Source organism: Tepidicella xavieri, from assembly GCF_004363315.1.
In the GTDB taxonomy this organism is placed as follows: Bacteria; Pseudomonadota; Gammaproteobacteria; order Burkholderiales; family Burkholderiaceae_C; genus Tepidicella; species Tepidicella xavieri.
Genome location: NZ_SNYL01000001.1, coordinates 142,606 through 167,736, shown reverse-complemented (window position 1 = coordinate 167,736; position 25,131 = coordinate 142,606). Strand labels below are relative to the sequence as shown.

The following is a 25,131-nucleotide window of genomic DNA, read 5'->3' as shown; positions in this document are numbered from 1 at the left end:
GCGCCCGTGGCCAGCGACGGCAGCGCCAGCGGTCAACCCTTCATTGTAAGGGCTCGGCCTGTTCGACGCGCGCCTCAGCGCGGCGGCTCGGGCCGGATCAGGGCGTATTGCGCCCAGTCACCCCGACGAATCAGCACGTTGATCGGGCGGTCCTTGGGCAGCGCCGCGACGGCCGCCTGGAAATCGGCCATGCTGCGGACCTGCCGATTGCCCACGCCGACGACCACATCGTCTTCCCGCAGCCCGGCCCGCGCTGCCGGCCCGTCCGCATTGACGATGAGCACGCCGCCCTCCACCTGGAGCTCGCGCTTCTCGGCGGCCGTGAGCTCGCGCACGGTCAAGCCCAACGTGTCGGCCGCCTGCGTGGCCTGGGGCGCCTGGGGAGCGTTGCCGGCACGGGCCACCTGCTCATCCTCGAAAGCCCCCACGGTCACGGTCAGGGTGCGCTCGGCCCCACGGCGCCACACCCGAACCTGGGCTTTGGCCCCCGGCGCGGTGTTGCCGACGATGCGCGGCAGGTCCGAGGACTTTTCGACCGGCTTGCCATCGAAGCTGAGGATCACGTCGCCCGGCTCGATACCGGCCTGGGCCGCTGGCGAGTTGTTTTCCACGCCCCGAATCAAGGCCCCTTCGGCCCTGGGCAGACCCAGCGACTCGGCCAGTTCACGGTTGACCGCATCGATGGCCACCCCGATGCGTCCGCGCGTCACCCGGCCGGTGGCGCGGAGCTGATCGGCCACGCGCACCGCTTCGTCGATGGGGATGGCAAAGGAAATGCCCATGAAGCCGCCGGAACGGCTGTAAATCTGGGAATTGATCCCGACCACTTCGCCGCGCATGTTGATCAGCGGGCCGCCCGAATTGCCCGGGTTGATGGCCACGTCGGTCTGGATGAAAGGCAGGTAGTCGCCGGTGTCGCGCTGCTTGGCGCTGACGATGCCGGCCGTCACGGTGTTCTCCAGCCCGAAGGGCGAGCCAATGGCCATGACCCACTCGCCCACCCGCAGCCGGTTGACATCGCCAATGCGAACGGCCGGCAGCCCTTCGGCTTCGATCTTGACCACGGCCACGTCGGTGCGCCGGTCGGAACCGACCACCCGGGCGGTGAACTCGCGCTTGTCGGCCAGGGTAACGACCACCTGGTCGGCGCCATCGACCACGTGCGCATTGGTCATGATGAAGCCGTCGGCGCTCAAAATGAAGCCCGAGCCCACACCGCGCGGACGCTCGATCTCGGGCCCGCGCTCCTGCCGCGGCTGGGGTGTGCGCGGCGTCATGCCAGGCGGCACCGGGATGCCGAAGCGGCGGAAGAATTCCAGCATCTGCTCGTCGGGGGTGGTGGGCGCCGCCCCACGGCGCACCCGCTCGATGGTGCGGATATTGACCACGGCCGGCCCGACGGCATCGACGAGGACGGTGAAATCGGGCAGGCCACGCACCTCCACCGGCGCTGGCTGCAAAGGCGTCACCGGCGCGACCGGGTTGGCCACCGCGGCGGGCTGTGCCCCCACGACGCCGTGGTTCACCGACCACAGCACGGCCACCAGGCCCAGCGCGGCCACGCCGGCCACCGCATAGCGTCGAATTGGCTGTTTCACAGGCGTTGAAGACATATCCTCTCCCAATCAGTCAGAGCCATCCGCTGCCAGATGGCGGCCATGACACGCCATTCAAGGCTCAGCGCGTGCGCTCGAGCGCCTGGATGAACAGCCCCAGCGTTTCGGCCGGCACTTCGCCCAGCGCTGTCACCCAGTGGTCTCCCACCCGTTTGGACACGGAGTGGGTGGCGCCGTCGGCAGCGGTTGCCTCTTTGGTGTGTCGCCTCGGATCAAAGGTTTCCAGAAACAGCGACACCGAAGCCAGCCCGTCGGAAAACACCCATTGCACGGTGCTGGGCGCTGAAGGCTCGGCACGGGTGTGGCAGCTCATGGACTGAAAGCCGGGCACCTCGGTCTTGAGCCGCCAGCCCTGGGCCTCGGGCGTGGTCTTGCGCCATTCGGGCTGGATCACCCGGTAGCCCGCGGTGTTTTCCATCTGCCGCGCCAGCACATCCATGCGCACCGGCGCATCGAGTTGCAACTCGGTGAAGGCCACCTGTTCCAGCACCCGGCCTTCGGCATTGCGGGTCTGCATCTTCACCACCAGCCCGGTGTTTTTTTCCGACCAGATGCGATAGCCGTGCCTGAGGTGATCGCGCGGGATGAAGTCCACCACCATGGCATCGAAACCCGCTACCCGCTCAATGCCCAATGCGCGGGCGCTGTAAAACGATTCGATTTTCTGGCCCGGCGCGCGCAGCAGGTCCGGGAACAGACGCAGCGCCTCTCGACGCTCCTTGAGCACCAGCTTCTGATCCGGCACGAAGGTCAGCACCTCGTCGTCGCGGCGCAGGGTGGTGCGAGGGGCGCCGGTGAGCGTCTCGATCCGCTCCATCTGCTGCACCCCGTCGCTGACATGCCAGATTTTGGAGACGGCCATCTCCGAACCGCTGGACACCACGAAGGTCCCGATGTATGCGCGACGGCGCGACGCCTCGTGCAAGCGTTCGAGCCAATCGCGAATGCTCATTTCGGTGACCGCTGCCACCACGGCGCCGGCTTCCTTGGCCGCCGGCACCTGGGCATGCGCGGGCGCGGCCGCCAGCAGCCCAGCCAACCCCAGCCCCCACACCCAACCCAGACGTTCGGTACGCTTGCTCATGGGCCTGACGCTTCAGCGCTGGGGCGCTTCGTAGGTGGCGTTGCGCAGGAAACCGGCCGGCATCTGCAAGGCCGACATGCCGCCGAACTGGCGATGGGCAGCCAGGAGCTCTTCGAGCTGGGGATCGCGCAGCATCACCCCTTGCGGCGTGACCACCGCCTGCAAAGGCGCCTGCACGGCAGCCGGCGCTTGGGCCAACTGCGGACCGGCCGCGCTCGACGGCGCAGCCACCATCTGCCAAGCCACGGCCGCCACGGCCACCAAAGAGGCCAAGCCGGCCACCATCTTCCAGCGGAACACCGCGTCGTTGGCCGCTTCGTCTGCCGTGGCCGGCGCAATCACGCCAGCGCCACCTGCCGTCGCCTGCCCCAGCGGCTGAGCCGGCGCGGGCCGCACCCCTTCGTGCGCGATACGGGCCATCACGCCGGCCACGAACGCCGGGTTCGCCGGCGCCTCTCTCTCGGCGCGCAGCGCATGGCCGATGCAGTGATAGCTCGCCCAGGTCTGCCGCAGTTCGGCCGATTCGGCATAGGCCACCGTCAGGGCCTGCGTCTGCAAGACCGAGCACTCACCATCGAACAAGGCCGACAGTTGCTCAGGCAGTGACACCCCGTCGTCCACCTCGGACAGACGGTTCAAGCCCTGCGGCGTTGCCGGGGCTGGGGGGGTGTGCGATGTCTGCATGGTCATACACTTCCAAAAAACCTGGGGCCGACTTCACCAGCGCTTGCCGGTCTGCCGCTCCAGCAACGGCTTGATCCGCGCCGAAATGGCCTCCCGAGCCCGGAAAATCCGCGAGCGAACGGTGCCGATGGGGCAATCCAGCGCCTGCGCGATCTCCTCATAACTCAGCCCCTCGATTTCGCGCAAGGTGATGGCCTGCCCCAATTCCTTGGGCAGGGCCTCCATGGCGGCGTTGACGGCTTCGGCGATTTCCTTGCTCGCCAGCACCGCTTCGGGCGTCTCGGCGTCGGCCACCTGAGCGTTTAGTTCGTGCTCGACGGCAGAAGTTTCATCGTCTTCCGACGACTTGAGCGAACTCATCAGCACGACCGGGTCGCGCTTGAGTTCCATGAGCTGCTTTTTGGCGGTATTGACCGCGATGCGGTACAGCCAGGTGTAGAACTGGGCCTCGCCGCGGAACTGGCCCAGGGCGCGGTAGGCGCGGATGAAGGTTTCCTGGGCAATGTCCTGCACCAAGTCGGCATCCCTGACCATGCGCCCCACCAGCCGCTCTACCCGCCGCTGGTATTTGACGACCAACATCTCGAAGGCGCGCTGATCCCCTGCCAGGGTGCGCTGCACCAGCAAAAAGTCGGCATCGGGAGGGGTGGCGTTCGGGTCGGACATGCGGAATCTGGCCGGCAAATATAACCGATCAACAAGACGCCAGGCGGCGCCCGGGCGCCATCAAGGGGTGGCTTGGCTGAAGACGGTCCGCCGCAAGGCATGCCAATGCGGCGGGGCATCGCGGCGGTGGAGCCAGATCCAATGCGGCGTCCCATCGGGGGCGGTCGCCCGCAACAGCAGGCTGGACTGCATGTCGAGCACGACCTGCAACCGCTCCAGGTGCTGTGGCCGGGCAGCGCCATCCTGCCGGCTCAGCACCCAGCGCCCACGACCACGGGCGTCATTGGCCCAGATCAACGTGCCTGGGCACCGATGTGGCACGCGCCAGAGCCCCCAGCCCATGCAGGCCACCCCGGCCACCGCCGAGAACCACCAGGCCCCGGGCAAATCGCTCGTTTGCGTGGTCAAGGCCCACACGGTCAGCCCACTGGCCCACAGCAGCGCCAACAGCCAGAAGCCCAGCGCCTCGTGGTGGGCAGCGCCACAGGGATAGCTCAGATCGGGCGGCCCCTTCATGCCGTTGGCCAGGGGCGCCCCGCTCAGACGCGCTTGAACACCAGCGTACCGTTGGTGCCACCGAAGCCGAAGTTGTTCTTCAGCGCCACGTCGATCTTCATGTCACGCGCCACGTTGGCGCAGTAGTCCAGGTCGCATTCGGGATCCTGGTTGAAGATGTTGATGGTCGGAGGGCACTGCTGATGGTGCACGGCCAGCACGGTGAACACGCTCTCGATGCCCCCTGCCCCACCGAGCAAGTGGCCGGTCATGGACTTGGTGGAGCTGACCACGATGTGTTTGGCATGGTCGCCGAGCGCGGCTTTGATCGCATTCGATTCGTTGATGTCGCCCAGCGGGGTGGAGGTCCCGTGGGCATTGAGGTAGTTCACCTCGTCGGCATTGAGGCCGGCATTGCGCAGAGCGTTGAGCATGGCGCGGCGCGGGCCATCCATGTTGGGCGCGGTCATGTGCCCGGCGTCGGCGCTCATGCCGTAACCGGCCAGTTCGGCATAAATCTTGGCACCGCGGGCCTTGGCGCGCTCGTACTCTTCCAGCACCATCACGCCGGCGCCCTCGCCCAGCACGAAGCCGTCGCGGTCCTTGTCCCACGGGCGGGAGGCGGTTTTCGGGTCGTCGTTGCGGGTGGACAGGGCGCGCATGGCGGCAAAACCACCGATGCCCAAGGGGGAGACGGTGGACTCGGCGCCGCCGGCGATCACCACGTCGGCGTCGCCGTATTCGATCTTGCGGGCCGCCTCACCGATGCAATGCAACCCCGTGGTGCAGGCCGTGACCACGGCGAGGTTTGGCCCCTTGAAGCCGAAACGCATGGACACGTGCCCGGAAATCATGTTGATGATCGAGGCCGGCACGAAGAACGGCGAGATGCGGCGTGGGCCGCGATGAAGCAGTTCGGCGTGGGTTTCTTCGATCAAGGGCAGACCGCCGATGCCGGAACCGATGATGCAGGCGATGCGGCACGCCTCTTCCTCACCCAGCGCCTCGCCCGTGGGCAGGCCGGCGTCCTGCACCGCCTGCACGGCGGCGGCGATGCCGTAGTGGATGAAGGTGTCCATCGTCCGCGCCTCTTTGGCGCTGATGTAGGACTCCAGGTCGAAGCCCTTGACTTCACCGGCGATCTTGCAGGCGAAGTTGGAAGCGTCGAACTTGGTGATGAGGTCGATGCCGGATTGCCCGGCGATCAGATTGGCCCAGGCTTGATCCACCGTGTTGCCCACGGGGGAAATGCAGCCCAGACCGGTCACGACGACACGGCGGCGGCTCATCGGCAAATCAGCCCTTCTGGTGCGCCAGCGCGTAGTCGATGGCGTGCTGCACGGTGGTGATCTTCTCGGCGTCTTCGTCGGGGATCTCGATGCCGAATTCGTCTTCGAGGGCCATCACCAGTTCCACGGTGTCGAGCGAGTCGGCGCCCAGATCGGCCACGAAAGCCTTCTCATTGGTCACCTGGGACTCTTCCACGCCGAGTTGCTCGGCAATGATTTTCTTCACACGTGCTTCGATATCGCTCATAGTTCCCTCTAAGGGTGGTTGAAAACAGTCACGCCATTTTAGCCGGGGCCTGCAAGGCCCCTGCGCAACGGCTGGGGGCGAATGTTATCAGGCCATGAACATGCCGCCGTTGACGTGCAGTTCCTGCCCCGTCACGTAAGCGGCCTGCGGACTGGCCAGATAGGCCACGGCGTGGGCCACGTCGGCGGGCTTGCCCAGATGGCCCAGCGGAATCTGGCTCAGCAAGGCTTGCTGCTGCGCTTCGGGCAAGGCCGCGGTCATGTCGGTCTCGATGAAACCGGGGGCCACGCAGTTGACGGTGATATTTCGGCTGCCCAGTTCCCGCGCCAGGGCGCGGGTCATGCCGGCCACCCCGGCCTTGGCCGCGGCGTAGTTGGCTTGGCCCGGGTTGCCAGACGCCCCCACCACGCTGGTGATGCTGATGATGCGGCCGTAACGTTGCTTCATCATGGGTTTGATGACGGCACGGCTCATGCGGAAGACGGCCTTGAGGTTGGTGTCGAGCACGGCGTCCCAGTCCTCGTCTTTGAGGCGCATGGCCAGCATGTCGCGGGTGATGCCCGCGTTGTTGACCAGCACATGCAGCGCCCCGTGCTCTTTGACGATGGCATCGATCAGGGCTTCGGCCTCGGCGAGATGGTTGACGTCGAGCTTGGCGCCGCGGCACCCCTCGTGGGCCGAGAGGGCCTGGGTGATTTTGGCCGCCCCTTCTTCGGTGGTGGCCGTGCCGATGACCTTCAGCCCACGACGGGCGAGTTCGAGCGCGATGGCCGCGCCAATGCCACGCGATGCGCCGGTGACCAGGGCCACTTGCCCCGCGAAGGTGATTTCAGACACGTTGACTCCTTGGTTGCTGCGGTGAATGCCGAGCGGCCAATCAGGCCAGCAGGGCACGGACTTCGGCGAGCGTGGCCGGATCGTACAGCGCGGCGCTGGCCAGTTCCGGATCGATGCGTTTGACCATGCCCGCCAGCACTTTGCCGGGCCCGCACTCGACCACGGTGGCCACGCCGCGGGCTTTGATGGCCTGCACGCATTCGACCCAACGCACCGGCCCGAAGGATTGCCGATACAAGGCGTCGCGGATGGAGTCGGGGTCGGTTTGCACCGCCACGTCGATGTTGTTGAGCACCGGAATCTGTGGCGCGGCCAAGGGGGTGGCCGCGAGCCGCTCTTTCAGGCGTTCGGCCGCCGGCTTCATGAGGCTGGAGTGAAACGGCGCAGAGACGGGCAGCGGCAGCGCACGCTTGGCGCCGCTGGCCTTGAGCACTTCGCAAGCCTTGTCCACCGCCGCCTTGGTGCCGGCGATGACGGTCTGCACCGGATCGTTGAAATTCACGGCCTCGACCACCTCGCCACTGCCTGCGCCAAAACCCGCCTGCACCTCGGCGCAGCCGTGGCGCACCTGCTCGGCCGGCATGCCCAGAATGGCCGCCATGGCGCCGGTGCCCACGGGCACGGCCTCCTGCATGGCCTGGGCACGGAAACGCACCAGCGGAGCCGCCTGTGCCAGCGTGAGCACGCCCGCCGCCACCAGGGCCGAGTACTCGCCCAACGAATGCCCGGCCACGACGGCGGGCAAGGCCCCGCCTTCGGCACGCCAGACCCGCCATGCCGCCACGCCAGCCACCAGCATCACCGGCTGGGTGTTGGTGGTCAGGGCCAGCGCTTCCTTGGGGCCCTCATGAATGAGCCGCCCCACGTCCTCGCCCAAGGCGTCGGAAGCCTCCTGCAGCGTCTCGACGACGGCCGGATGGTCGCCCCAGGCGTCCAGCATCCCCACGGCTTGCGAGCCCTGGCCCGGAAACACGAATGCGAAAGTCATGCTTGTTCTCTCCTCGATGCAAGGGCGGCTGGCGCCCTTTTAGAAACGCAGCAACACGGCCCCCCAGGTGAAGCCGCCACCCACGCCTTCGAGCATGAGCAGTTGACCGGGCCGGACCTGCCCCTGACGCACGGCATGGTCCAGCGCCAGGGGGATGGACGCGGCCGAGGTGTTGCCGTGCTCGTGCACGGTCACCACCACCTTGTCCATGGGCAGTTTGAGCTTGCGGGCCGTGCTCTGCATGATGCGGATGTTGGCCTGGTGCGGGATCAGCCAATCGATGTCGGCGTCTTGCTTGCCCGCCTTGGCCAGTGCAGCGCGGGCGGCGTCTTCCAGCAAGCCGACGGCCAGCTTGAACACGGCCTGGCCGTCCATCTTCAGCAGCGGGTCGCCCAGCACCTGCCCGCCACTGACGGTGCCGGGCACACACAAGATGCCGCTGTGACGCCCGTCGGCGTGGATGTCGCTGGCCAGCACGCCCGGGCCCTGACCGTCGTGCTCCACGGCTTCCAGAACGACGGCCCCGGCCCCGTCGCCGAACAGGACGCAGGTGGTGCGGTCGTTGAAATCCAGCAAGCGGGAAAACACTTCGGCCCCCACCACCAAGGCCCGCTGCGCGGCCCCCGCGCGGATCATGGCGTCGGCCACGGTCAGGGCGTAGATAAAGCCGCTGCAGACGGCCTGCACGTCAAAGGCCGCCCCACCGGCTGCGCCTGGCTGCCCCTGCGCCAGCGCGGCCTCGGTGAGCTTGTGCTGCAAAATGGCCGCTGTGGACGGAAACACCATGTCCGGGGTCGAGGTCGCGACGATGATGAGGTCGATGTCGCCCACCTGCCGCCCCGCGGCTTGCAAAGCCTGTTGGCAGGCCGCCAGCGCCAAGTCGCTGGCGTTGACCCCGTCATCCGCATAGTGACGGGCGCGAATGCCGGTGCGCTCGACGATCCACTCGTCGCTGGTTTCGATGCCACGGGCGGCCAGCAGGGCCACCATGTCGTGATTGCTCAGGCGCCGTGGCGGCAGATAGCTGCCGGTGCCGGTGATGCGGGAATAGCGTTTCATGAAATGCGTGTGCTGAATGCCGCGCGGCCGCGGCGTTCAAGGATTCGGCGCTGGCTGGGCCACGGCATCGGCAGGGGCCATCAAAGGCGCCGCCCGGGCGATGCGAGCACGCACCCGTTCCAGCAACTGGTTACGGGCCGCATCATACGCCCGCACGAGGGCCTGCTCGAACGCGAAGGCATCGGCCGAGCCATGGCTCTTGAACACCAGCCCGCGCAAACCCAGCAACGCCGCCCCGTTATACCGGCGGTGGTCCACCCGGCGCTTGAACGAACGCAATACCGGCCAGGCCACCACGGCCGCCAGACGGGTGAAGAGGTTGCGCGAGAACTCCTCACGGATGAAGCCGCCGATCATGCTGGCCAGCCCCTCGCTGGCCTTGAGCGCCACGTTGCCCACGAAACCGTCGCAGACGACGATGTCCGTCGTGCCCTTGAACAGGTCGTTGCCCTCGACATTGCCGTGAAAATTCAGGTCGCCGCGCTCGGCGGCCTGACGCAGCAGCGCCCCGGCCTGCTTGATGACATCGTTGCCCTTGATGACTTCTTCGCCAATGTTGAGCAGCCCCACGGTGGGCGACTGCCGGCCGCTGGCGGCCACCAGCGCCGAGCCCATGACCGCGAACTGCAGCAGATGCTCGGCGGTGCAATCCACGTTGGCCCCCAGGTCGAGCACGGTGGTGGCCTGGCCTTTGGCGTTGGGCATCTGCGTGGCGATGGCAGGGCGATCGATGCCGTCGAGCGTCTTGAGGACGTAGCGGGCGATGGCCATGAGGGCCCCGGTGTTGCCCGCCGACACGGCGGCCTGAGCCACCCCGTCTTTCACTTGGGTGATGGCCACCCGCATGGACGAATCCTTCTTGCGGCGCAGCGCGACCTCCACCGGGTCGTCCATGGCCACCACTTCGGTGGCCGGCACCACGGTACAACGGGCCGGATCCAAGCCGGCCGGCAACGGTTGCAGCACCTCGGGCCGACCAACGAGCAAGAGCCGGGCATCGGGGTGGGAGGCCAGGAAGGCCGCGCAAGCTGGCAGGGTGACGCCAGGCCCGTGGTCGCCCCCCATGCAATCCACCGCAATGGTGATCATGAACAGTCTTTCAGACGGTTGCACAGCGAGCCGGCCCGCGCCGGCCCTACAGACGCAAAAGGCCCGCATGCGGCATGCGGGCCTTCATGGCCAACGGCGCCCGACAGGACGCCCGCGGCACCTGGAATCAGGCCTCGGATTTGTTCTTCAGCACCTGACGGCCACGGTAGAAGCCGTTGGGGCTGATGTGATGGCGCAGATGCACTTCCCCGGTGGTGGGCTCCACGGCGATGCCGGGCGCAGTCAGGGCGTTGTGCGAACGGTGCATGCCGCGCTTGGAAGGAGACTTTTTGTTTTGCTGGACAGCCATGGTCGGCTCCTGTGAAAAAGGCTGGGGCCTCTCGGCCTGGAACAAGAAAAAACAGACGACAGTCAACTGCACCAGCCAAAACTTGACTCTTCAGGCCAGCGCGAAACTCTGCATTATAACCAGTCACACCGGTTTCGATCAAGCAGCTCACGCATCCTCCTGTCCCGGCCCTGGGCGGCCGGCCCGCCCCTTGAGCGCGGCGAGCGCGGCAAACGGGTGGGGGCGCTCGGCCTGATGGAAATCGGCATCCACGGCTTCGGTGGGCAGTGCCTGCGGGCAGACGTCGTGCATGGGCACCAGCGGCAAGGCCAGAAAAAGCTCGTCTTCGACGAGTTCCAGCAGGTTGAAGCGCGGCGTCCAGACCAGCAGATCCTCCTCGGCGTCGTCGTCCTCGGCCTCGGCGGTGGCTTCATCGGCCACGAAACGGAACCAGCGGTCCACCGCCAGCGGCTGCAGATAGACCGACAGGCAACGCTGGCAAATTTGAGGCACCTGTCCGGTGAACGTCAGGCGCAGCCAGACCTGCTCCGCCCCCCCGGGCGGGGTGCGCAGCTCGGCGCGGGCCTGCCAGTCCAGCTGCAACGCGGCCGCCGCATCGGCCTGCGGCCACTCGGGCGCGTCCTCGCGCCAGCGCGGCAGATCGGCCAGCGCAACGGCTCCCTGCATGACGCCATGGGCGCGGGCCAGGCGACGCACGTCCAGCGCCTGCGCGGAAAAAACCGGGGAACTCGAAGTCATGAAATCGGGTATGAATAATGCTTGGTGATTCTAAATTCGAATGCCTCCCACCGCTTGCCCCCTGCCCATGCCTGGCCACCCGCCGCGCTGCGCCCAAACCCTGCTGCACCAGACGCTGACCCACTGGCAGCGGCAAGGCTGCCCCGACCTGTGGCTGTTTGCCTATGGCTCGCTGATCTGGAAAACCGATTTCCCCGTGGCCGAGCGCCGCATCGCCTCGGTGCACGGCTACCACCGGGCGCTGAAGATGTGGAGCCGCGTCAACCGGGGCACGCCGCAGCGCCCTGGGCTGGTGCTGGCATTGCTGCCGGGGGGCAGTTGCCGCGGCGTCGCGCTGCGGGTGCCGGCCCGGGAGGTGCCCGAGATGCTGCCCCGGCTCTGGGACCGCGAAATGCCCAACCCCGTGTACGACCCGCGCTGGCTGCGTTGCCACAGCGGCGAGGGCAGCGTCAGCGCGCTCGCTTTCACTCTGTCGCGGCGCAGCCCGAGCTACACGGGCGAGCTGTCGGCGCAGGAACTGCGGCAGATTTTTCAGGACGCCCGCGGCCGCTATGGCACCACGCTGGAGTATGCCCGCCAAACCCTGGAACAGCTCCATGCCCTGGGCATCCGCGACCGGGGGCTGGAGCGGCTGTTGCGCCATGCCCATGGGCTCTGAAACCTGAAACGGCCAAGGCAACCCGTCCGCATCGGCGTGCCATACTTGCGACATGAACATCGCCGATCTGCGCAAAAGCTACGAAAAAGCCGAGCTCAGCGAGGAGGCCTCGCACGCCGACCCTCTGCAACAATTCGATCAGTGGCTGCAGGAAGCGCTCCGCAGCGAGCTGCCCGAGCCCAACGCCATGACGCTGGCCACCGTCGGCAGCGATTTGCGGCCGAGCACCCGGGTGGTGTTGATCAAGGGCTATGACGAGCGCGGCATCGTCTGGTACACCAACTATCACAGCCGCAAAGGCCGCGAGTTGGCCGGCAATCCCTGGGCCGCCTTGCAATTTCACTGGGTGGAACTGGAGCGGGTGGTGCGCATCGAGGGCCGGGTGGAGAAAGTGGACGACGCCGAAAGCGATGCCTATTTCCACAGCCGCCCCCTGGACAGCCGCATCGGCGCCTGGGCCAGCCCACAGAGCCAGGTGATCGAGAGCCGCAGCGTGCTGGTGGCCAACGCCGCCAAGTATGGGGCGCAGTTCTTGCTGCAGCCGCCCCGCCCGCCGCACTGGGGCGGCTACCGGCTGCGGCCAGACCGCTGGGAATTCTGGCAGGGCCGCAAGAGCCGGCTGCATGACCGGCTGCAGTATCGCCTCGACGGCGGCGCATGGGTGCGCGAGCGGCTGGCGCCCTGAAAACGGCCCCTGCTCAGAACGGGGCGGACAGGCGCTCGATGGGCTGCTGCGCCACGGCTTGCAGCGCCGTGGGCGGCACCCGATGCGGGGCCAACTCCCCCAAGGGATGTAACACGAAAGCCCGTTGCCACAGCCGCGGGTGCGGCACAATGAGCCACTCGGACACGATGGCGGCGCTGCCGTAGAGCAGCAGGTCCAAATCCAGCGTGCGCGGGGCGTTGCGGTAGGGTCGCGTCCGCCCGGCATCGGCCTCGATGGCTTGCAGCCGTTGCAGCAGATGCGGCGCGGTCAGGCGGGTGTGCAGTTCGGCCACGGCGTTGACGTACCACGGCCCGTCTGCCTGCACCGGCGCGCTGCGGTAAAAGCTGGAAGCGCGCACCGCCTCGATGCCAGGCTCTGCGGCCAAGCGGTCCAGCGCCCAACGCAAGGTGGCGGGTGGGTCACCGAGGTTGGCGCCCAGCCCCACGTAGGCCGCAACCAACGATCGTGGGCTCATGCGGCCGCGGGCGGGTTGCCCTCACCGCCAGCGCCTGCGCCGCCTGCTGGCTTGCGCCGGCGCCGCCGGCGTTTCTTCGCCGGGGCAGCGGCCTCGCCCGGAGCACCCTCTGCTGGAGAGGCCTCGGCCTCCTCGGCCGGCACCGGTCGCCAGCGCGGATCGGTCGGCTCCACGGCCTCAGGCTGGGAGCGCTGGCCTGCCCGCCCCCCGCGGGCAGCGGATTTGCCCGAGGCCCGGGCGCGCTGCTGCTCCAGACGCACCGCCTCCACCATGTCGCGTCGCACGGCTTCCCCCGCTGTGCTGAACGTCTCCCACCAGTGCGACAGCTCTTCCTCGACTTCGCCGACTTGGGCGCGCAGACGCAGGAAGTCGAAGCCCGCCCGGAACCGGGGTTGCTCGGCCAAGGTGAACGGCCCCTGACCCACGCGCTTGTCGAACCGCGGCTGCATCGTCCAGATTTCGCGCATATCGGCCCCGAGCTTGCCTCGGCCGGACACATCGCCAATGCGCGATTCGAACACCTCATCGATGGCTTCCTGCAGCGCCGGAAATGCGGGGCGCTGGGCCTGCAGGCGCTGCTGCCACCCCTGGCGCACATCGCTCCAGAGCACGCAGGCCAGCAAGAAGCTGGGCGCCACCGGCTTGCCTTCGGCCACGCGACGATCGGTGTCTTGCAAGGCGGCCTTGACGAAAGGCTCGTCGGCACGCTGCACCACCAGATCGAGCAAGGGGTAGATGCCCTTGGCCAAGCCGGTGAGCTTGAGCTGTTCGATGCTGGCCAGGGCGTGCCCGGTCTGCAACAGTTTGAGCATTTCATCGAACAGGCGGCTTTGCGGCACGTCGATCAACAGTGGCAAGGCCGCGGCCAGCGGGGCGCGGGTCTTGGCGTCGAGTTGGAAGCCCAGCCCACTGAGCTTGGCGGCGAAGCGCACAGCGCGGATGATGCGCACCGGATCTTCGCGGTAGCGGGTGGCCGGGTCGCCAATCATGCGCAGCACGCGTTTTTTCGCATCGCGAATGCCGTGATGGAAATCGACCACGATCTCGGTTTCGGGGTCGTAGTACATGGCGTTGATGGTGAAGTCGCGCCGGGCGGCATCCTGTTCGATCGGGCCCCAGACGTTGTCGCGCAGCACGCGCCCACTGGCATCCACCGCGTGCTTCATCCCGGCCAATTCGCCTTTGGCGGTGCGCTCGTTGCCCTGCACCTGCTCGGCGGCGGCGTTGTCCAGATAGGCGCGGAAGGTGGAGACTTCGATGACTTCGTGTTCGCGCCCACGGCCAAACACCACGTGCACGATGCGAAAGCGCCGGCCGATGATGAAAGCGCGCCGAAACAGGGCCTTGACCTGCTCCGGCGTGGCGTTGGTGGCCACGTCGAAATCTTTGGGACGCAGGCCCAGCAGCAGGTCGCGCACCGCGCCGCCGACGATGTAGGCCTCATAGCCGGCGCGTTTGAGGGTGTGCACCACATCCAGCGCCCGGCCATCGACCAGCGAGGGGTCGATGCCATGGACGGTGGCGGGTACGTCTTCGCGTTTGCCGAAACGGCTCCCCGGGGCTCGGCCGGTCTTGCCCAGCAATTTGTCGATGAACTTCTTGATCATGCGTGTTCCGCAAACAGGTCGAGTATGCGCCAGCCGCGCTCGCGGGCGATGGCGCGCAGCCGCTGGCCGGGGTTGGTGGCCACGGGCACCGAGGCTTTTTCCAGCAAGGGCAGGTCGTTGTGGGAGTCGGAGTAGAAGGTGGTGTGCACGTCGGCCCAATCCAGGCCACGCGCATGGAGCCACTGTTCGAGCCGCGCCACCTTGCCTTCCCGGAAGGAGGGCACCCCCGCGATGTCGCCGGTATACCAGCCCTGCGCGTCGCGGGCGAGCTCGACCGCGATGAGGTGCTCCACGCCGAAAGCCCTGGCAATGGGCGTGGTGACGAATTCGTTGGTGGCGGTGATGATGATGACTTCGTCGCCCGCCTGCCGATGGCCTTCGACCAGGGCGTGCGCCGCTGGCTGCAGGTGCGGCTCGATCACTTCGCGCATGAAGCGCTCGCGGGCTTCGGCCGCGGCCTGCGGCCCGCGTTCGCGAAAAGCCTGGGTGGCAAAGCGCACATAGGCATGCACGTCCAGCGCACCCGCCTGGTACTGGGCAAAGAACTCGTCGTTGCGGCGCGCGAATTCGACCGGGTCGGTCCAGCCGATGCGGATGGTGAACTCGCCCCAACCGTAGTCCGAATCCAGCGGCAACAGGGTGTGGTCGAGATCGAAAAGGGCCAGTTTCATCGTGGAGGCGTTGTCGTGATCGGTCTCGATGGGCTCAAGTGCCTTCGTCGAGCATGGCTTTGATGAGCGGGATGGTGATGGCGCGCTGGGTGCGCAAGGCGTAGCCATCGAGCCGCTCCAGCAAGGCCATGAGGCTGCCCAAATCGCGCGAGAAGCGGCTGAGGATAAAGTCGAGGACTTCGTCGCTCAGAAACACCCCACGCTCGTCGGCCGCCTTTCGCAGCACCCGCCGCCGGTCGGCTTCGGCCAGGGCAGGCAGCGGGAACACATGGCCCCAGCCCAGCCGGGTGCGCAAATCCTCGCGCAACGGCAGATCGGCCGGCGGCCGGTCGGCCGCGGCCAGCACCCAGCGCGGCGAACCTCGCGCCGGCGATTGTGCATGAACGAACCAGTTGAAGGCCGTGGCCTGCTGCGCGGCCGTGTAAAGCTGGCAGTCGTCGAGCAGCACGGCCACCCAGGCCTCGTCGAAAGGGGGCGGCGCGGTCACGCTGGCATCGAGCCATCCGACCCTGCCCCCCTGCGCCTGCAAGGCGTGCCGCACCGCCTGCAGGAGGTGCGTCTTGCCCACACCACTTTCCCCCCACAGCAGGGTGGGGACGGGCGAGCGCAGCGGGTTGCCCACCCACAGCCGCAGGTGCTCCACCGCCGGGCTGGGCCCATCGGTGAGGAAGTTGTCCAGAGACGGCTGCGGCGCCAGGCCCATGTCGAGGACGAGTTGCTCCATCAGCGCGGCTCCCGTTCAGGCGGCTCCGACGGCGCCACCAGCACCTGTGGCGTGCCGTGGGTGTAAAGCGAACTGCCCACGTAGAACGCCTGCATGCGGCGCACCGCCACCAGCAGCACGGCGCTGGCCGGCAAGGCGATCAACACCCCGACGAAGCCAAACACATGGCCAAAAGCCATCAGCGCAAAAATCACCGCGATGGGGTGCAGGCCGATGCGCTCCCCCAACAGGCGCGGGGTCAGGTAAAAGCTCTCCAGCAGTTGCCCGATCAGGTACACCAGCCCCACCAGCAGCACGCCCGTGAGCGTCTGGAACTGCAACAAAGCCGCGAGCAAGCCCAGCACCAGCCCCAGCCCGAACCCCAGATAGGGCACGAACACGGCCAAGCCGGTGAACACCCCGATCGGCAAGGCCAACTGAAGCCCCACCAAGGCCAGCCCCACCGTGTAGAACACCGCCAGGATGCCCATCACCAGCAACTGCCCGCGCAGGTACTGCCCCAGCACCTGATCGGTTTCATCCAGAAAACGCTGGGTCGGCTCCTGCCAGCGCGGCGGCACCAAGGCTTTGGCGTGCATGACGAAACGGTCCCAGTCCAGCAACAGGAAATACGCCACGATGGGCATGAGCACCAGGTTGCCCAGCACCGCCATCACGGCGCTGCCGCCGATGCGCAACGATGCCAACACCCGCTCGGCCAGCTCGCCTTCGTGACCCGACACCATGCGCCGCAAGACGTCGCGCACGGCATTGACGTCGATCTGCGCGTCGATACCCAGCCGGTCGGCCCAGGGCGCCATCCAGGCGTTGAGGTTTTCCAGCAGCGGGGGGATCTGGTCGCGCAACAGCGGCCACTGCCGCGTGACGACGGGCACGATCATCAGCACCACGGCCAGCAACACCAGCATCAGCAGCGCGATGGCCAGCGCCGCGCCGATCCAGCGCGGGATGCGCCGGGCGTGCATGCGCTCGACCACCGGGTGCAGGGCATAGGCCATGACCCCGGCCACCACAAAAGGCATGAGCACCGGGGCCAGCAAATCGATCAGCCACCAGGCGGCCACGGCCAGCGCCAGCCAGGCCAGCATGCGGGCTTGGTTGGCGGTCAGCGGCATGGCAAAAACGTGAGGGACATGGCGGGCCCGTAAAATCAAGGAATTTTATCGGGCTTCCATCTCATGACAACGACACCCCTCTCCTACAAAGACGCTGGCGTGGACATCGACGCGGGCGACGCCCTGGTCGAACGCATCAAGCCACTGGCCAAGAAAACCATGCGCGAAGGGGTGCTGGCCGGCATCGGCGGGTTTGGCGCGCTGTTCGAGATCCCGAAACGCTACCGCGAGCCGGTGCTGGTCAGCGGCACCGACGGCGTGGGCACCAAGCTCAAGCTGGCTTTCGAGTGGAACATGCACGACACGGTGGGCATCGACCTGGTAGCGATGAGCGTCAACGACGTGCTGGTGCAAGGGGCCGAGCCGCTGTTTTTCCTGGACTATTTCGCCTGCGGCAAGCTGGACGTGGACACCGCCGCGGCGGTGGTTGGCGGCATCGCCAAGGGCTGCGAGTTGTCGGGCTGCGCGTTGATCGGCGGCGAAACGGCCGAGATGCCCGGCATGTATCCGCCCGGTGAATACGATCTGGCTGGCTTTTGCGTGGGCGTGGTGGAGAAAAGCCGCATCCTGACCGGGCAGACCGTGCAAGCCGGCGACGTGGTGCTCGGGCTGGCTTCGGCAGGCGTGCATTCCAACGGCTTCAGCCTGGTGCGCAAGTGCATCGAGCGCGCCGGCGCCCAATGGCCCACCACCCTGGATGGCCAACCGTTTCGACAGGCCATCATGGCCCCGACCCGGCTCTACGTCAAAAGCGTTCTGGCCGCGCTGGCGCAGCATCCGGCGCACGAAGGCGGCATCAAGGCGCTGGCCCACATCACCGGCGGCGGTCTGCTGGAAAACATCCCCCGCGTGCTGCCCGAGGGCCTGGCAGCGCATCTGAAAAAGGGCAGTTGGCCGCAGTCCGAACTCTTTGCCTGGCTGCAACAGACCGCTGGCATCGACGACCACGAAATGAACCGCACCTTCAACAACGGCATCGGCATGGTCGTGGTCGCCGGGGCGGCCCAGGCCGACGCCGTGGCCGCCACGCTGCGGGCCCAGGGCGAAACGGTTTACGCCATCGGCACCATCGCCCCACGCGGCGCAGAGGCCCCCGTGGTGGTGGCCTGAGCGGGCCAGCGCCCCGCCAGGGGGGATCAGTTCAATTCGCGGCGCAGCTCACGCACCCGCTGGCCGATGGCATCGGCGTCCAGCGGGTCTTCCGCATGCGCCAGATAGGCCTCCAGATCGGGGACGGCATGCTCCGGGTGGCCGTGCTCGGCCCAGGCCAGCCCACGGTCGCGGCGCTCACTCCAGTCGTCCGGCAACAGCAGCACCAGCCGATCCAGCACGGCAATCAGCCGGGGCCAGTCTTCCTGGCTGCGGTGGATCTCCTTGAGGTTGCGCAGCACCCGGGCGAGGATGTCGCGCGGCGGCGCTGATTGCAGATACAGACCGACGGGCACGTCGAAATCGTCCACCAGCCCGTTGCGTCGCTTGTACGGCTCCAACCGCTCCGACAGGTCCTCGCGGCTCAGGGACTGGCCGGTGAACGGATCGATCACCACCTGCCCCTGGGGCAGATTGACCTTGACCATGAAATGCCCCGGGAAATTGACCCCCCGGGCTTGCAGCGCCAGCCCTTGCGCCAATTCCAGCCACAGAATGCCCAATGTGATGGGCAGCCCGCGCCGCGTGCGCAGCACGACATTCAGGTAGCTGTTGTCGGGGTCGTAGTAGTGGTTGACGTTGCCCCCGAAACCCAGCTCGTGAAAGAAAAACTGGTTGAGCAACCGCAGGCGCTGCAGCGGACCGGCATCGGCCGGCAGACGACGGCGCACCCGGGCCAGCAGCTGGTCCACGTCGCCCAGCACCGTCTGCACGTCCAGGTCGGGATATTCGTCCATGGCCACCGCCGCGGTGGCTTCGAGCAGCGGAAACCCCTCGTCGTCCCGGATCAGGGCGGCAAAGTACTCCAACGGCGAAGGGGGCTGAAAAGACAGGGCCATGCCTTACTTTCGCACAAACTGGCGCAATTGAACACCGGCCAGCATCAACACCCCGAAATACACCACCACCGCGCCGGCCACGATGAGGGCCAGCGACAACACGCGCCGGCCGGCCTGGACGGCATGCACCCAGTCCACTTGCGCGCTGCTCCACAACAGGAACACGGCCAGCAAGGCGCTGGCGGCCAACACCTGCAGGCCGAAGCGCGCCCAGCCCGGCGATGGCCGGTACGCGCCACGCCGCACGAGGCCCACCAGCAGCCAGCCGGCATTGAGCAGCGCCCCCAGGCCGATGGCCAGCGCCAGCCCGGCATGGGCCAGGTGGGGCACCAGCAACAGGTTCATGCATTGGGTGAACACCAGCACGGCCACGGCGATCTTCACCGGGGTGCGGATGTCTTGCTGGGCGTAGAAGCCCGGCGCCAGCACCTTCACGGCGATCAGCCCCAGCAGGCCGACGCCATAGCCCATCAGGGCCAGCGAGGTCTGGCGCACGTCGGCGGCGGTGAAGGCGCCGTAGTGGTAGAGCACCGCCACCAGCGGCTGAGCAAAAGTGAGCAAAGCGACGGCACAGGGTATGGCCAACAACACCACCAGCCGCAGCCCCCAGTCCAGCAAATCGCTGTAGCGCTGGCCATCGTCGGCGGCTCGGGCGGCCGACAGCTGCGGCAGCAGCACCACGCCCAGCGCCACGCCCAGCAAGGCGGTGGGGAATTCCATCAGCCGATCGGCGTAGGTGAGCCAGCTCACGCTGCCGGTGGCCAGGTGCGAGGCAATCTGGGTGTTGATCAGCAGCGAGATCTGCGCCACGCTCACCCCCAGCAGGGCCGGCAGCATCAAGGTGAGGATGCGCTGGGTGCCCGGATGGCGCCACGCCGCGCGCAGCGCCGACCCGGTCAGGCCGATGCGTGGCAACAGCCCCAGGCGGGCCAAGGCCGGCAATTGCACGCCCAGTTGCAGCAGCCCGCCGAGCATCACCCCGCCGGCCAGCGCATAGATCGGCTCCCAACCCCGAGCGGCAAACCAAGGCGCGCCCCACCACGCTGCGCCGATCATGGCCACATTCAGCAGCACCGGCGTGGCCGCGGGCACCGCGAACCGCCTCCAGGTGTTGAGCACCCCGGCCGCCAGCGCCACCAGCGACATGAAACCGATGTAGGGGAACATCCAGCGCGTCAACACCACGGCGGCGTCGAACCCCTGCGGGTTTTGCTGCAGGCCGGCCGCCATGGCCCAGACCAACGCCGGCGCGGCCAGCACGCCGAGGATGCAGGTCAGCGTCAGCGCCCAGGCCAGCACCGTGGCCACCTGGTTGATCAGCTCGCGGGTGGCGGCCTCGCCGTCCTTCTCGCGGGTCGCGGCCAGCACCGGCACGAACGCTTGGCTGAAAGCGCCTTCGGCAAACAACCGTCTCAGCAGGTTGGGAATGCGGAAGGCGACGTTGAACGCGTCGGTAAGCGCGCTGGCCCCGAAGGTGGCGGCAATGAGCAACTCGCGCACCAGCCCCGTGATGCGGGAGGCCAGCGTCAGCAGCGAAACGAGCGAGGCAGATTTGAAGAGCGACACGGCACGAAGTGTAGCCGTGGGCCGGGGCAGACACCCGCGCGTCAGCAGAGCTTGGCCCTTGCCCCTACAATGGATCGGTCATGTCCATCCTCAACGCCGATCTGCACTGCCACTCCACCGTTTCCGACGGCACGCTCGAACCCGAGGCCCTGGCGGCCCGTGCCAAGGCCAACGGCGTGGAGCTGTGGGCGTTGACCGACCACGACGAGATCGGCGGCCAGCATCGCGCCCGGGCGGCCGCCCAGGCGCAAGGGCTGCGCTACCTCACGGGCGTGGAAATCTCGGTCACTTTCGTGGAAGTGACGGTGCACATCGTCGGGCTGGGCTTCGACCCCGACCATCCCGTCCTCGTGGAGGGCCTGCGGCGCACGCGGGGCGGACGTGGCGAGCGCGCCCAGGAAATGGCCGAACAGCTGGCCAAGGCCGGCATCGCCGGCGCCTACGAAGGGGCGCTCAAATACGTGGGCAACCCGGAACTCATCTCCCGCACCCATTTCGCGCGCTTCTTGGTGGAGACCGGCGTCTGTAAAGACACGAACGAGGTCTTTCGCCGCTTCCTCACCGAAGGCAAGCCCGGTTACGTGCCGCACCGCTGGGCCAAGCTGGGCGATGCGGTGCGCTGGATCCGTGAAGCGGGCGGCGTGGCGGTGATCGCCCATCCCGCGCGCTACGCCCACAGCCCCACCCAGGAATACGCCCTGTTCACCGAGTTCAAAGCCCACGGCGGCCAGGCGGTGGAAGTCGTCACCGGCAGCCACAGCGCCGCCGAATATGTGAAGTATGCCGACATGGCCCTCGAATTCGGGTTGGCCGCTTCCCGCGGCAGCGACTTCCACAGCCCCGACGAAAGCCACTGCGACCTGGGCGCCCTGCCCTATCTGGAAGGCCGGCTCACCCCCGTGTGGGACTTACTGGCCGACCGCATCCACTGACCCATGACCCCTACCCATGCCCGCCCCCTGCTGGGGGTGATGTTTCTGATTGCGGCCGTGGCCTGCTTCGCCGCGCTAGACACCACCGTCAAGGTATTGAGCGCCACGGTTTCGGTGCTGCTGGTGGTCTGGTTCCGCTACCTGTTTCAGGCGGTGGTGATGACCGGCGTGGTGCTGCCCACCCGCGGCTGGCGCTCGCTGACCACGCGGCACCCGGTGCTGCACGCCGTGCGCGGGGGGCTGTTGCTGACGGTCAGCGTCCTGGGCTTCGTCAGCTTGATCTACATGCCGCTGGGCGAATTCACGGCCATCATCATGCTCACGCCGCTGGTGGTCACGCTGCTGGCGGCGGTGTTCCTGAAGGAGCGCGTCAACGGGCTGCGCTGGCTGCTCGTGCTCGGCGGCTTCGGCGGGGCCTTGCTGGTCATCCAGCCGACGGGTCAGGCCATCGGCTGGCCGGTGGCGATCCCGCTGGTGATGGTGCTGTTCTACGCGGTGTTCCAGATCCTGACCAGCCGCATGGCCCGCACCGAAGACGCCATGACCATGCACTTCTACACCGGCTGGTCAGGCGCGCTGCTCATCAGCCTGGCACTGCCCTGGATCTGGCAAGCCATCCCGGACGGGCGAACGCTGGCCCTGCTGTGTCTGGCCGGCCTCATGGGCACGATTGGGCATTTTCTGCTGATCCAGGCGTTTGCCCGGGCGCCGGCAGCCACCTTGGCCCCCTACCTCTATGCCCAAGTGGGTTTCGCCGTGTTCGCGGGCTGGCTGGTGTTCGACCACGTGCCGGGGGCGCTGGAGTTTGGGGGCATTGGCATGATCGTGGTCTGCGGCGCCACCATGGCCTGGCTGACCGCGCGCACCCCCAGGGTGGATGGCGACTGAGGCCGCCCGCCGAATGGGACAATCGCCCTATGTCGCAATACTTTGAAGTCCACCCGGACAACCCCCAGGCCCGACTGCTCAAGCAAGCGGTGCAGTTGCTCAACCAGGGCGGCGTGCTGGCCGTGCCGACCGATTCCAGCTACGCGCTCGTCTGCCACCTGGACGACAAGGCCGCCGCCGACCGGCTGCGCCGCATCCGTGGCGTGGACGACAAGCACCACATGACCCTGCTGTGCCGCGACCTGAGCGAACTCGCCCAGTACGCGCGGGTGGACAACCGCCAGTTCCGGCTGCTCAAGCTGGGCACGCCGGGGCCTTACACCTTCGTGCTGGAGGCCAGCAAGGAGGTGCCGCGGCGGGTGAGCCACCCCTCGCGCAAAACCATCGGCCTGCGGGTGCCCGACCACAAAGCCTTGCAGGCCCTGCTGGAGTGGCACGGCGCGGCGCTGCTGGCCACCACGCTCATTGCGCCGGGCGAATCCGAGCCCATGAACGATGCGCACGAGATCCGCGAGCGCTTCGAGCACGAACTGGCCGCCGTCATCGACGCGGGCGCCTGCCCGCTGGCGCCCACCACGGTGGTGGACCTCACCCCGATGGCCACCGGCGGCAGCCCCGAAGTCCTGCGCGAAGGCGCCGGCCCCCTGGCGGCGCTGGGTCTGTGAAGGCCACCTGAGAGAATACGCCCATGGACATCGCCTCCATCATGCAGACCGTGGCGATCTACGCCATCCCGGTCCTCTTCGCCATCACCGTGCACGAGGCCGCGCACGGCTATGCCGCGCGCCATTTCGGCGACAACACGGCCTGGCTGCTCGGCCGCATCACGCTCAACCCGCTCAAGCACATCGACCCCCTGGGCACCATCGCCATGCCGCTGCTGCTGCTGTTTGCCACCAGCGGGGCGTTTTTGTTCGGCTATGCCAAGCCGGTGCCGGTGAACTTCGGGCAGCTGCGCCACCCCAAGCGCGACATGATCTGGGTCGCCCTCGCGGGCCCGGGCGCCAACGTGGTCATGGCCGTGATGTGGGTGGTGTTTGGCTATCTGCTGGTGGCCGCTGGCGTGCAGGAGCGGTTCTTCCTGGAGATGGCACGGGCCGGGCTGCTGGTCAATCTGGTGCTGTTCGCGCTGAACATGTTCCCCCTGCCGCCGCTCGATGGCGGCCGCATCCTGGTGGGACTGCTGCCCTTGCGCCAAGCGATGACGGTTTCCCGCATCGAACCTTTTGGTTTTTTCATCGTGCTGGCCCTGGTGCTCACGGGCATCCTGGGCACCTATTGGCTGCGCCCGCTGATGAACGTCACGGCCGGCGTCATCGAACTGCTGCTGAGCCCCATCCGCTGGGTGCTGTTCTAACCTTCTCCCATTCTTTCAGGCCATGACCCCTGTTCGCGTCCTCACCGGCATCAAGCCTTCAGGCACCCCCCATCTGGGCAATTACGTCGGCGCCATCCGCCCGACCGTGCGCGCCAGCCGCCAGCCCCAGGTGGACAGCTTTCTGTTCCTGGCCGACTACCACGCCATGATCTCCACCCAGGACCCGGCCCGGCTGCAGCGCTCCACACTGGAGATCGCCGCCACCTGGATCGCCTGCGGCCTGGACCCGCAGCGCGTGACTTTCTACCGCCAGTCCGACGTGCCCGAAATTCCGGAACTGACCTGGTTTCTCACCTGCGTCTGCGGCAAAGGTCTGCTCAATCGCGCCCATGCCTACAAGGCCATGCTCGACAAAAACGCCGCCGCCGGGGCCGAGCCCGATGACGGCGTCAGCGCCGGGCTGTTTATGTACCCTGTCCTGATGGCCGCCGACATCCTCATGTTCAACGCCCACCAAGTGCCCGTGGGCCGCGACCAGGTCCAGCACATCGAAATGGCGCGCGACATGGCCAGCAGCTTCAACCACCTCTATGGCGAGCACTTCACCCTGCCCGAAGCGGTGATCGAAGACAGCGTGGCGACGCTGCCTGGCCTGGATGGCCGCAAAATGAGCAAGAGCTACGACAACGTCATCCCGTTGTTTGCCCCCCGCGAGCAGTTGCGCAAGCTCATCATGGGCATCGTCACCGACTCCAAAGCCCCGGGGGAGCCCAAGGCCACCGAGGGCTCTGCGCTGTTTCAGATCTACCAAGCCTTCGCCACCCCGGAGGAGACGGCGGCGCTGGCCCGGGCCTACGCCGAAGGCATTGCCTGGGGCGAAGCCAAGGAGGTGCTGTTCGAGCGCATCGACCGCGAAATCACTCCCATGCGCGCCACCTACGAGGAACTGATGGCGCACCCCGAACGGGTCGAGGCCATCCTGCAGGCGGGCGCCGCCAAAGCCCGCGCCGTGGCCAGCCCCTTCATCCGGCAACTGCGCCACGCGGTGGGCCTGCGCCCCCTGCAAGCCCGTGCCGCACAGGCCCCGGCCAGCAAGGCCGAAAAAGCCGCCCTGCCCACCTTCAAGCAATACCGCGAGCCAGACGGCCTGTTCTATTTCAAGTTGACCGATGCCAAGGGCCGGGTGCTGCTGCAAAGCGCCGGTCACTCATCCCCCCAAGCGGCCGGACAAGCCGTGGCCGCACTCAAAGCCCACGGCTGGGCGGCCAGCCCGGACTTGCAGCGCCAAGCGGCCATGGCCGAAGGCGTGACGGCCGCCGACGTCGAATCGGCGCTGCGCGCGCTGCGCGAAGCCAGCTGAGCCTGCTAGAATGCGAGTTTC

The 25,131-nt window shown here is 67.4% G+C and carries 28 protein-coding genes; 8 read left to right on the top strand and 20 right to left on the bottom strand.

Translation table 11 applies throughout. The features are described from left to right. Positions 1-74: 74 nt before the first annotated feature. The 13 genes from DFR43_RS00795 to DFR43_RS00735 form a co-directional block, all read right to left on the bottom strand. Positions 75-1,613 carry a DegQ family serine endoprotease gene (locus DFR43_RS00795; protein ID WP_133595458.1) on the bottom strand — a complete coding sequence of 513 codons (1,539 nt, stop codon included), beginning with the start codon at positions 1,611-1,613 and terminating at the stop codon, positions 75-77. Positions 1,614-1,677: 64 nt separating this feature from the next. Next, positions 1,678-2,700 carry a MucB/RseB C-terminal domain-containing protein gene (locus tag DFR43_RS00790; protein ID WP_133595457.1) on the bottom strand — a complete coding sequence of 341 codons (1,023 nt, stop codon included), beginning with the start codon at positions 2,698-2,700 and terminating at the stop codon, positions 1,678-1,680. A 12-nt stretch (positions 2,701-2,712) separates the two neighbouring features. Further along, positions 2,713-3,384: a sigma-E factor negative regulatory protein gene (locus tag DFR43_RS00785; protein ID WP_133595456.1), complete on the bottom strand. Its 672-nt coding sequence runs from the start codon at positions 3,382-3,384 to the stop codon at positions 2,713-2,715. Between the two features lie 33 nt (positions 3,385-3,417). After that, positions 3,418-4,050, bottom strand: coding sequence for an RNA polymerase sigma factor RpoE (rpoE, locus tag DFR43_RS00780; RefSeq protein ID WP_133595455.1), 633 nt, complete (start codon positions 4,048-4,050; stop codon positions 3,418-3,420). 60 nt (positions 4,051-4,110) lie between these two features. Further along, positions 4,111-4,566 carry a hypothetical protein gene (locus DFR43_RS00775; RefSeq protein WP_133595454.1) on the bottom strand — a complete coding sequence of 152 codons (456 nt, stop codon included), beginning with the start codon at positions 4,564-4,566 and terminating at the stop codon, positions 4,111-4,113. Between the two features lie 23 nt (positions 4,567-4,589). Next, positions 4,590-5,834 (bottom strand): beta-ketoacyl-ACP synthase II, encoded by a 1,245-nt coding sequence (gene fabF / locus DFR43_RS00770; protein WP_133595453.1) that lies wholly within the window; start codon positions 5,832-5,834, stop codon positions 4,590-4,592. Between the two features lie 7 nt (positions 5,835-5,841). Then, on the bottom strand, positions 5,842-6,081 hold the full coding sequence (gene acpP / locus DFR43_RS00765; protein WP_029463374.1) for an acyl carrier protein: 240 nt from the start codon (positions 6,079-6,081) through the stop codon (positions 5,842-5,844). 87 nt (positions 6,082-6,168) lie between these two features. Then, entirely contained in the window at positions 6,169-6,918 is a 750-nt protein-coding gene (gene fabG / locus DFR43_RS00760) for a 3-oxoacyl-ACP reductase FabG (protein WP_133595452.1), read from the bottom strand. Positions 6,919-6,958: 40 nt separating this feature from the next. Continuing rightward, entirely contained in the window at positions 6,959-7,906 is a 948-nt protein-coding gene (gene fabD, locus DFR43_RS00755; protein ID WP_133595451.1) for an ACP S-malonyltransferase, read from the bottom strand. A 39-nt stretch (positions 7,907-7,945) separates the two neighbouring features. Beyond that, positions 7,946-8,965: a beta-ketoacyl-ACP synthase III gene (locus tag DFR43_RS00750; protein WP_133595450.1), complete on the bottom strand. Its 1,020-nt coding sequence runs from the start codon at positions 8,963-8,965 to the stop codon at positions 7,946-7,948. 36 nt (positions 8,966-9,001) lie between these two features. After that, positions 9,002-10,054: a phosphate acyltransferase PlsX gene (gene plsX, locus DFR43_RS00745; protein WP_133595449.1), complete on the bottom strand. Its 1,053-nt coding sequence runs from the start codon at positions 10,052-10,054 to the stop codon at positions 9,002-9,004. Positions 10,055-10,181: 127 nt separating this feature from the next. Beyond that, complete coding sequence (gene rpmF / locus DFR43_RS00740) at positions 10,182-10,364, bottom strand: 50S ribosomal protein L32 (RefSeq protein WP_133595448.1); 183 nt, start codon at positions 10,362-10,364, stop codon at positions 10,182-10,184. A 147-nt stretch (positions 10,365-10,511) separates the two neighbouring features. Then, positions 10,512-11,102, bottom strand: coding sequence for a YceD family protein (locus DFR43_RS00735; protein WP_133595447.1), 591 nt, complete (start codon positions 11,100-11,102; stop codon positions 10,512-10,514). A 67-nt stretch (positions 11,103-11,169) separates the two neighbouring features. Between DFR43_RS00735 and DFR43_RS00730 the strand changes: the two genes are divergently transcribed. Both DFR43_RS00730 and pdxH read left to right on the top strand, forming a co-directional pair. Further along, positions 11,170-11,760, top strand: coding sequence for a gamma-glutamylcyclotransferase (locus DFR43_RS00730; protein WP_133595582.1), 591 nt, complete (start codon positions 11,170-11,172; stop codon positions 11,758-11,760). Positions 11,761-11,812: 52 nt separating this feature from the next. Next, positions 11,813-12,445, top strand: coding sequence for a pyridoxamine 5'-phosphate oxidase (pdxH, locus tag DFR43_RS00725; RefSeq protein ID WP_133595446.1), 633 nt, complete (start codon positions 11,813-11,815; stop codon positions 12,443-12,445). 13 nt (positions 12,446-12,458) lie between these two features. Here pdxH and folK read toward each other — a convergent pair whose 3' ends face one another. Genes folK through DFR43_RS00700 form a run of 5 tightly spaced genes read right to left on the bottom strand, consistent with a single transcriptional unit; the run spans position 12,459 to position 17,058 of the window. After that, positions 12,459-12,941 carry a 2-amino-4-hydroxy-6-hydroxymethyldihydropteridine diphosphokinase gene (gene folK / locus DFR43_RS00720; protein WP_133595445.1) on the bottom strand — a complete coding sequence of 161 codons (483 nt, stop codon included), beginning with the start codon at positions 12,939-12,941 and terminating at the stop codon, positions 12,459-12,461. Then, a complete protein-coding gene (gene pcnB, locus DFR43_RS00715; protein WP_133595444.1) occupies positions 12,938-14,548 on the bottom strand; it encodes a polynucleotide adenylyltransferase PcnB in 1,611 nt (536 codons plus the stop codon). Before pcnB ends, folK begins: the two co-directional genes overlap by 4 nt. After that, positions 14,545-15,219 (bottom strand): histidinol-phosphatase, encoded by a 675-nt coding sequence (locus DFR43_RS00710; protein WP_133595443.1) that lies wholly within the window; start codon positions 15,217-15,219, stop codon positions 14,545-14,547. Before DFR43_RS00710 ends, pcnB begins: the two co-directional genes overlap by 4 nt. 34 nt (positions 15,220-15,253) lie before the next feature. Continuing rightward, positions 15,254-15,943 carry a DnaA regulatory inactivator Hda gene (gene hda, locus DFR43_RS00705; RefSeq protein ID WP_133595442.1) on the bottom strand — a complete coding sequence of 230 codons (690 nt, stop codon included), beginning with the start codon at positions 15,941-15,943 and terminating at the stop codon, positions 15,254-15,256. Further along, positions 15,943-17,058, bottom strand: a complete 1,116-nt coding sequence (locus DFR43_RS00700) for an AI-2E family transporter (RefSeq protein WP_133595441.1) — start codon at positions 17,056-17,058, stop codon at positions 15,943-15,945. The genes hda and DFR43_RS00700 overlap by 1 nt, the downstream gene beginning before the upstream one ends. 63 nt (positions 17,059-17,121) lie before the next feature. Between DFR43_RS00700 and purM the strand changes: the two genes are divergently transcribed. After that, entirely contained in the window at positions 17,122-18,168 is a 1,047-nt protein-coding gene (gene purM / locus DFR43_RS00695; protein ID WP_133595440.1) for a phosphoribosylformylglycinamidine cyclo-ligase, read from the top strand. A gap of 26 nt (positions 18,169-18,194) precedes the next feature. Here the strand turns inward: purM and DFR43_RS00690 are convergent, their stop codons facing one another. Together DFR43_RS00690 and murJ are read right to left on the bottom strand one after the other, a co-directional pair. Further along, positions 18,195-19,046, bottom strand: a complete 852-nt coding sequence (locus DFR43_RS00690; RefSeq protein WP_133595439.1) for a SirB1 family protein — start codon at positions 19,044-19,046, stop codon at positions 18,195-18,197. A 3-nt stretch (positions 19,047-19,049) separates the two neighbouring features. Further along, the gene (murJ, locus tag DFR43_RS00685; RefSeq protein WP_133595438.1) at positions 19,050-20,612 is read right to left on the bottom strand and encodes a murein biosynthesis integral membrane protein MurJ; all 1,563 of its coding nucleotides are present in this window, start codon (positions 20,610-20,612) and stop codon (positions 19,050-19,052) included. 80 nt (positions 20,613-20,692) lie between these two features. Between murJ and DFR43_RS00680 the strand changes: the two genes are divergently transcribed. From DFR43_RS00680 to DFR43_RS00660, 5 genes are read left to right on the top strand one after another with little or no spacing between them, the layout of a single operon-like run. Continuing rightward, complete coding sequence (locus DFR43_RS00680; protein ID WP_133595437.1) at positions 20,693-21,544, top strand: 3',5'-nucleoside bisphosphate phosphatase; 852 nt, start codon at positions 20,693-20,695, stop codon at positions 21,542-21,544. A gap of 3 nt (positions 21,545-21,547) precedes the next feature. Further along, a complete protein-coding gene (locus DFR43_RS00675; protein WP_133595436.1) occupies positions 21,548-22,432 on the top strand; it encodes a DMT family transporter in 885 nt (294 codons plus the stop codon). Between the two features lie 29 nt (positions 22,433-22,461). After that, positions 22,462-23,097 carry an L-threonylcarbamoyladenylate synthase gene (locus DFR43_RS00670; RefSeq protein ID WP_133595435.1) on the top strand — a complete coding sequence of 212 codons (636 nt, stop codon included), beginning with the start codon at positions 22,462-22,464 and terminating at the stop codon, positions 23,095-23,097. Between the two features lie 23 nt (positions 23,098-23,120). Then, complete coding sequence (locus tag DFR43_RS00665) at positions 23,121-23,789, top strand: site-2 protease family protein (protein ID WP_133595434.1); 669 nt, start codon at positions 23,121-23,123, stop codon at positions 23,787-23,789. A gap of 22 nt (positions 23,790-23,811) precedes the next feature. After that, a complete protein-coding gene (locus tag DFR43_RS00660; RefSeq protein WP_133595433.1) occupies positions 23,812-25,110 on the top strand; it encodes a tryptophan--tRNA ligase in 1,299 nt (432 codons plus the stop codon). Positions 25,111-25,131: the final 21 nt, after the last annotated feature.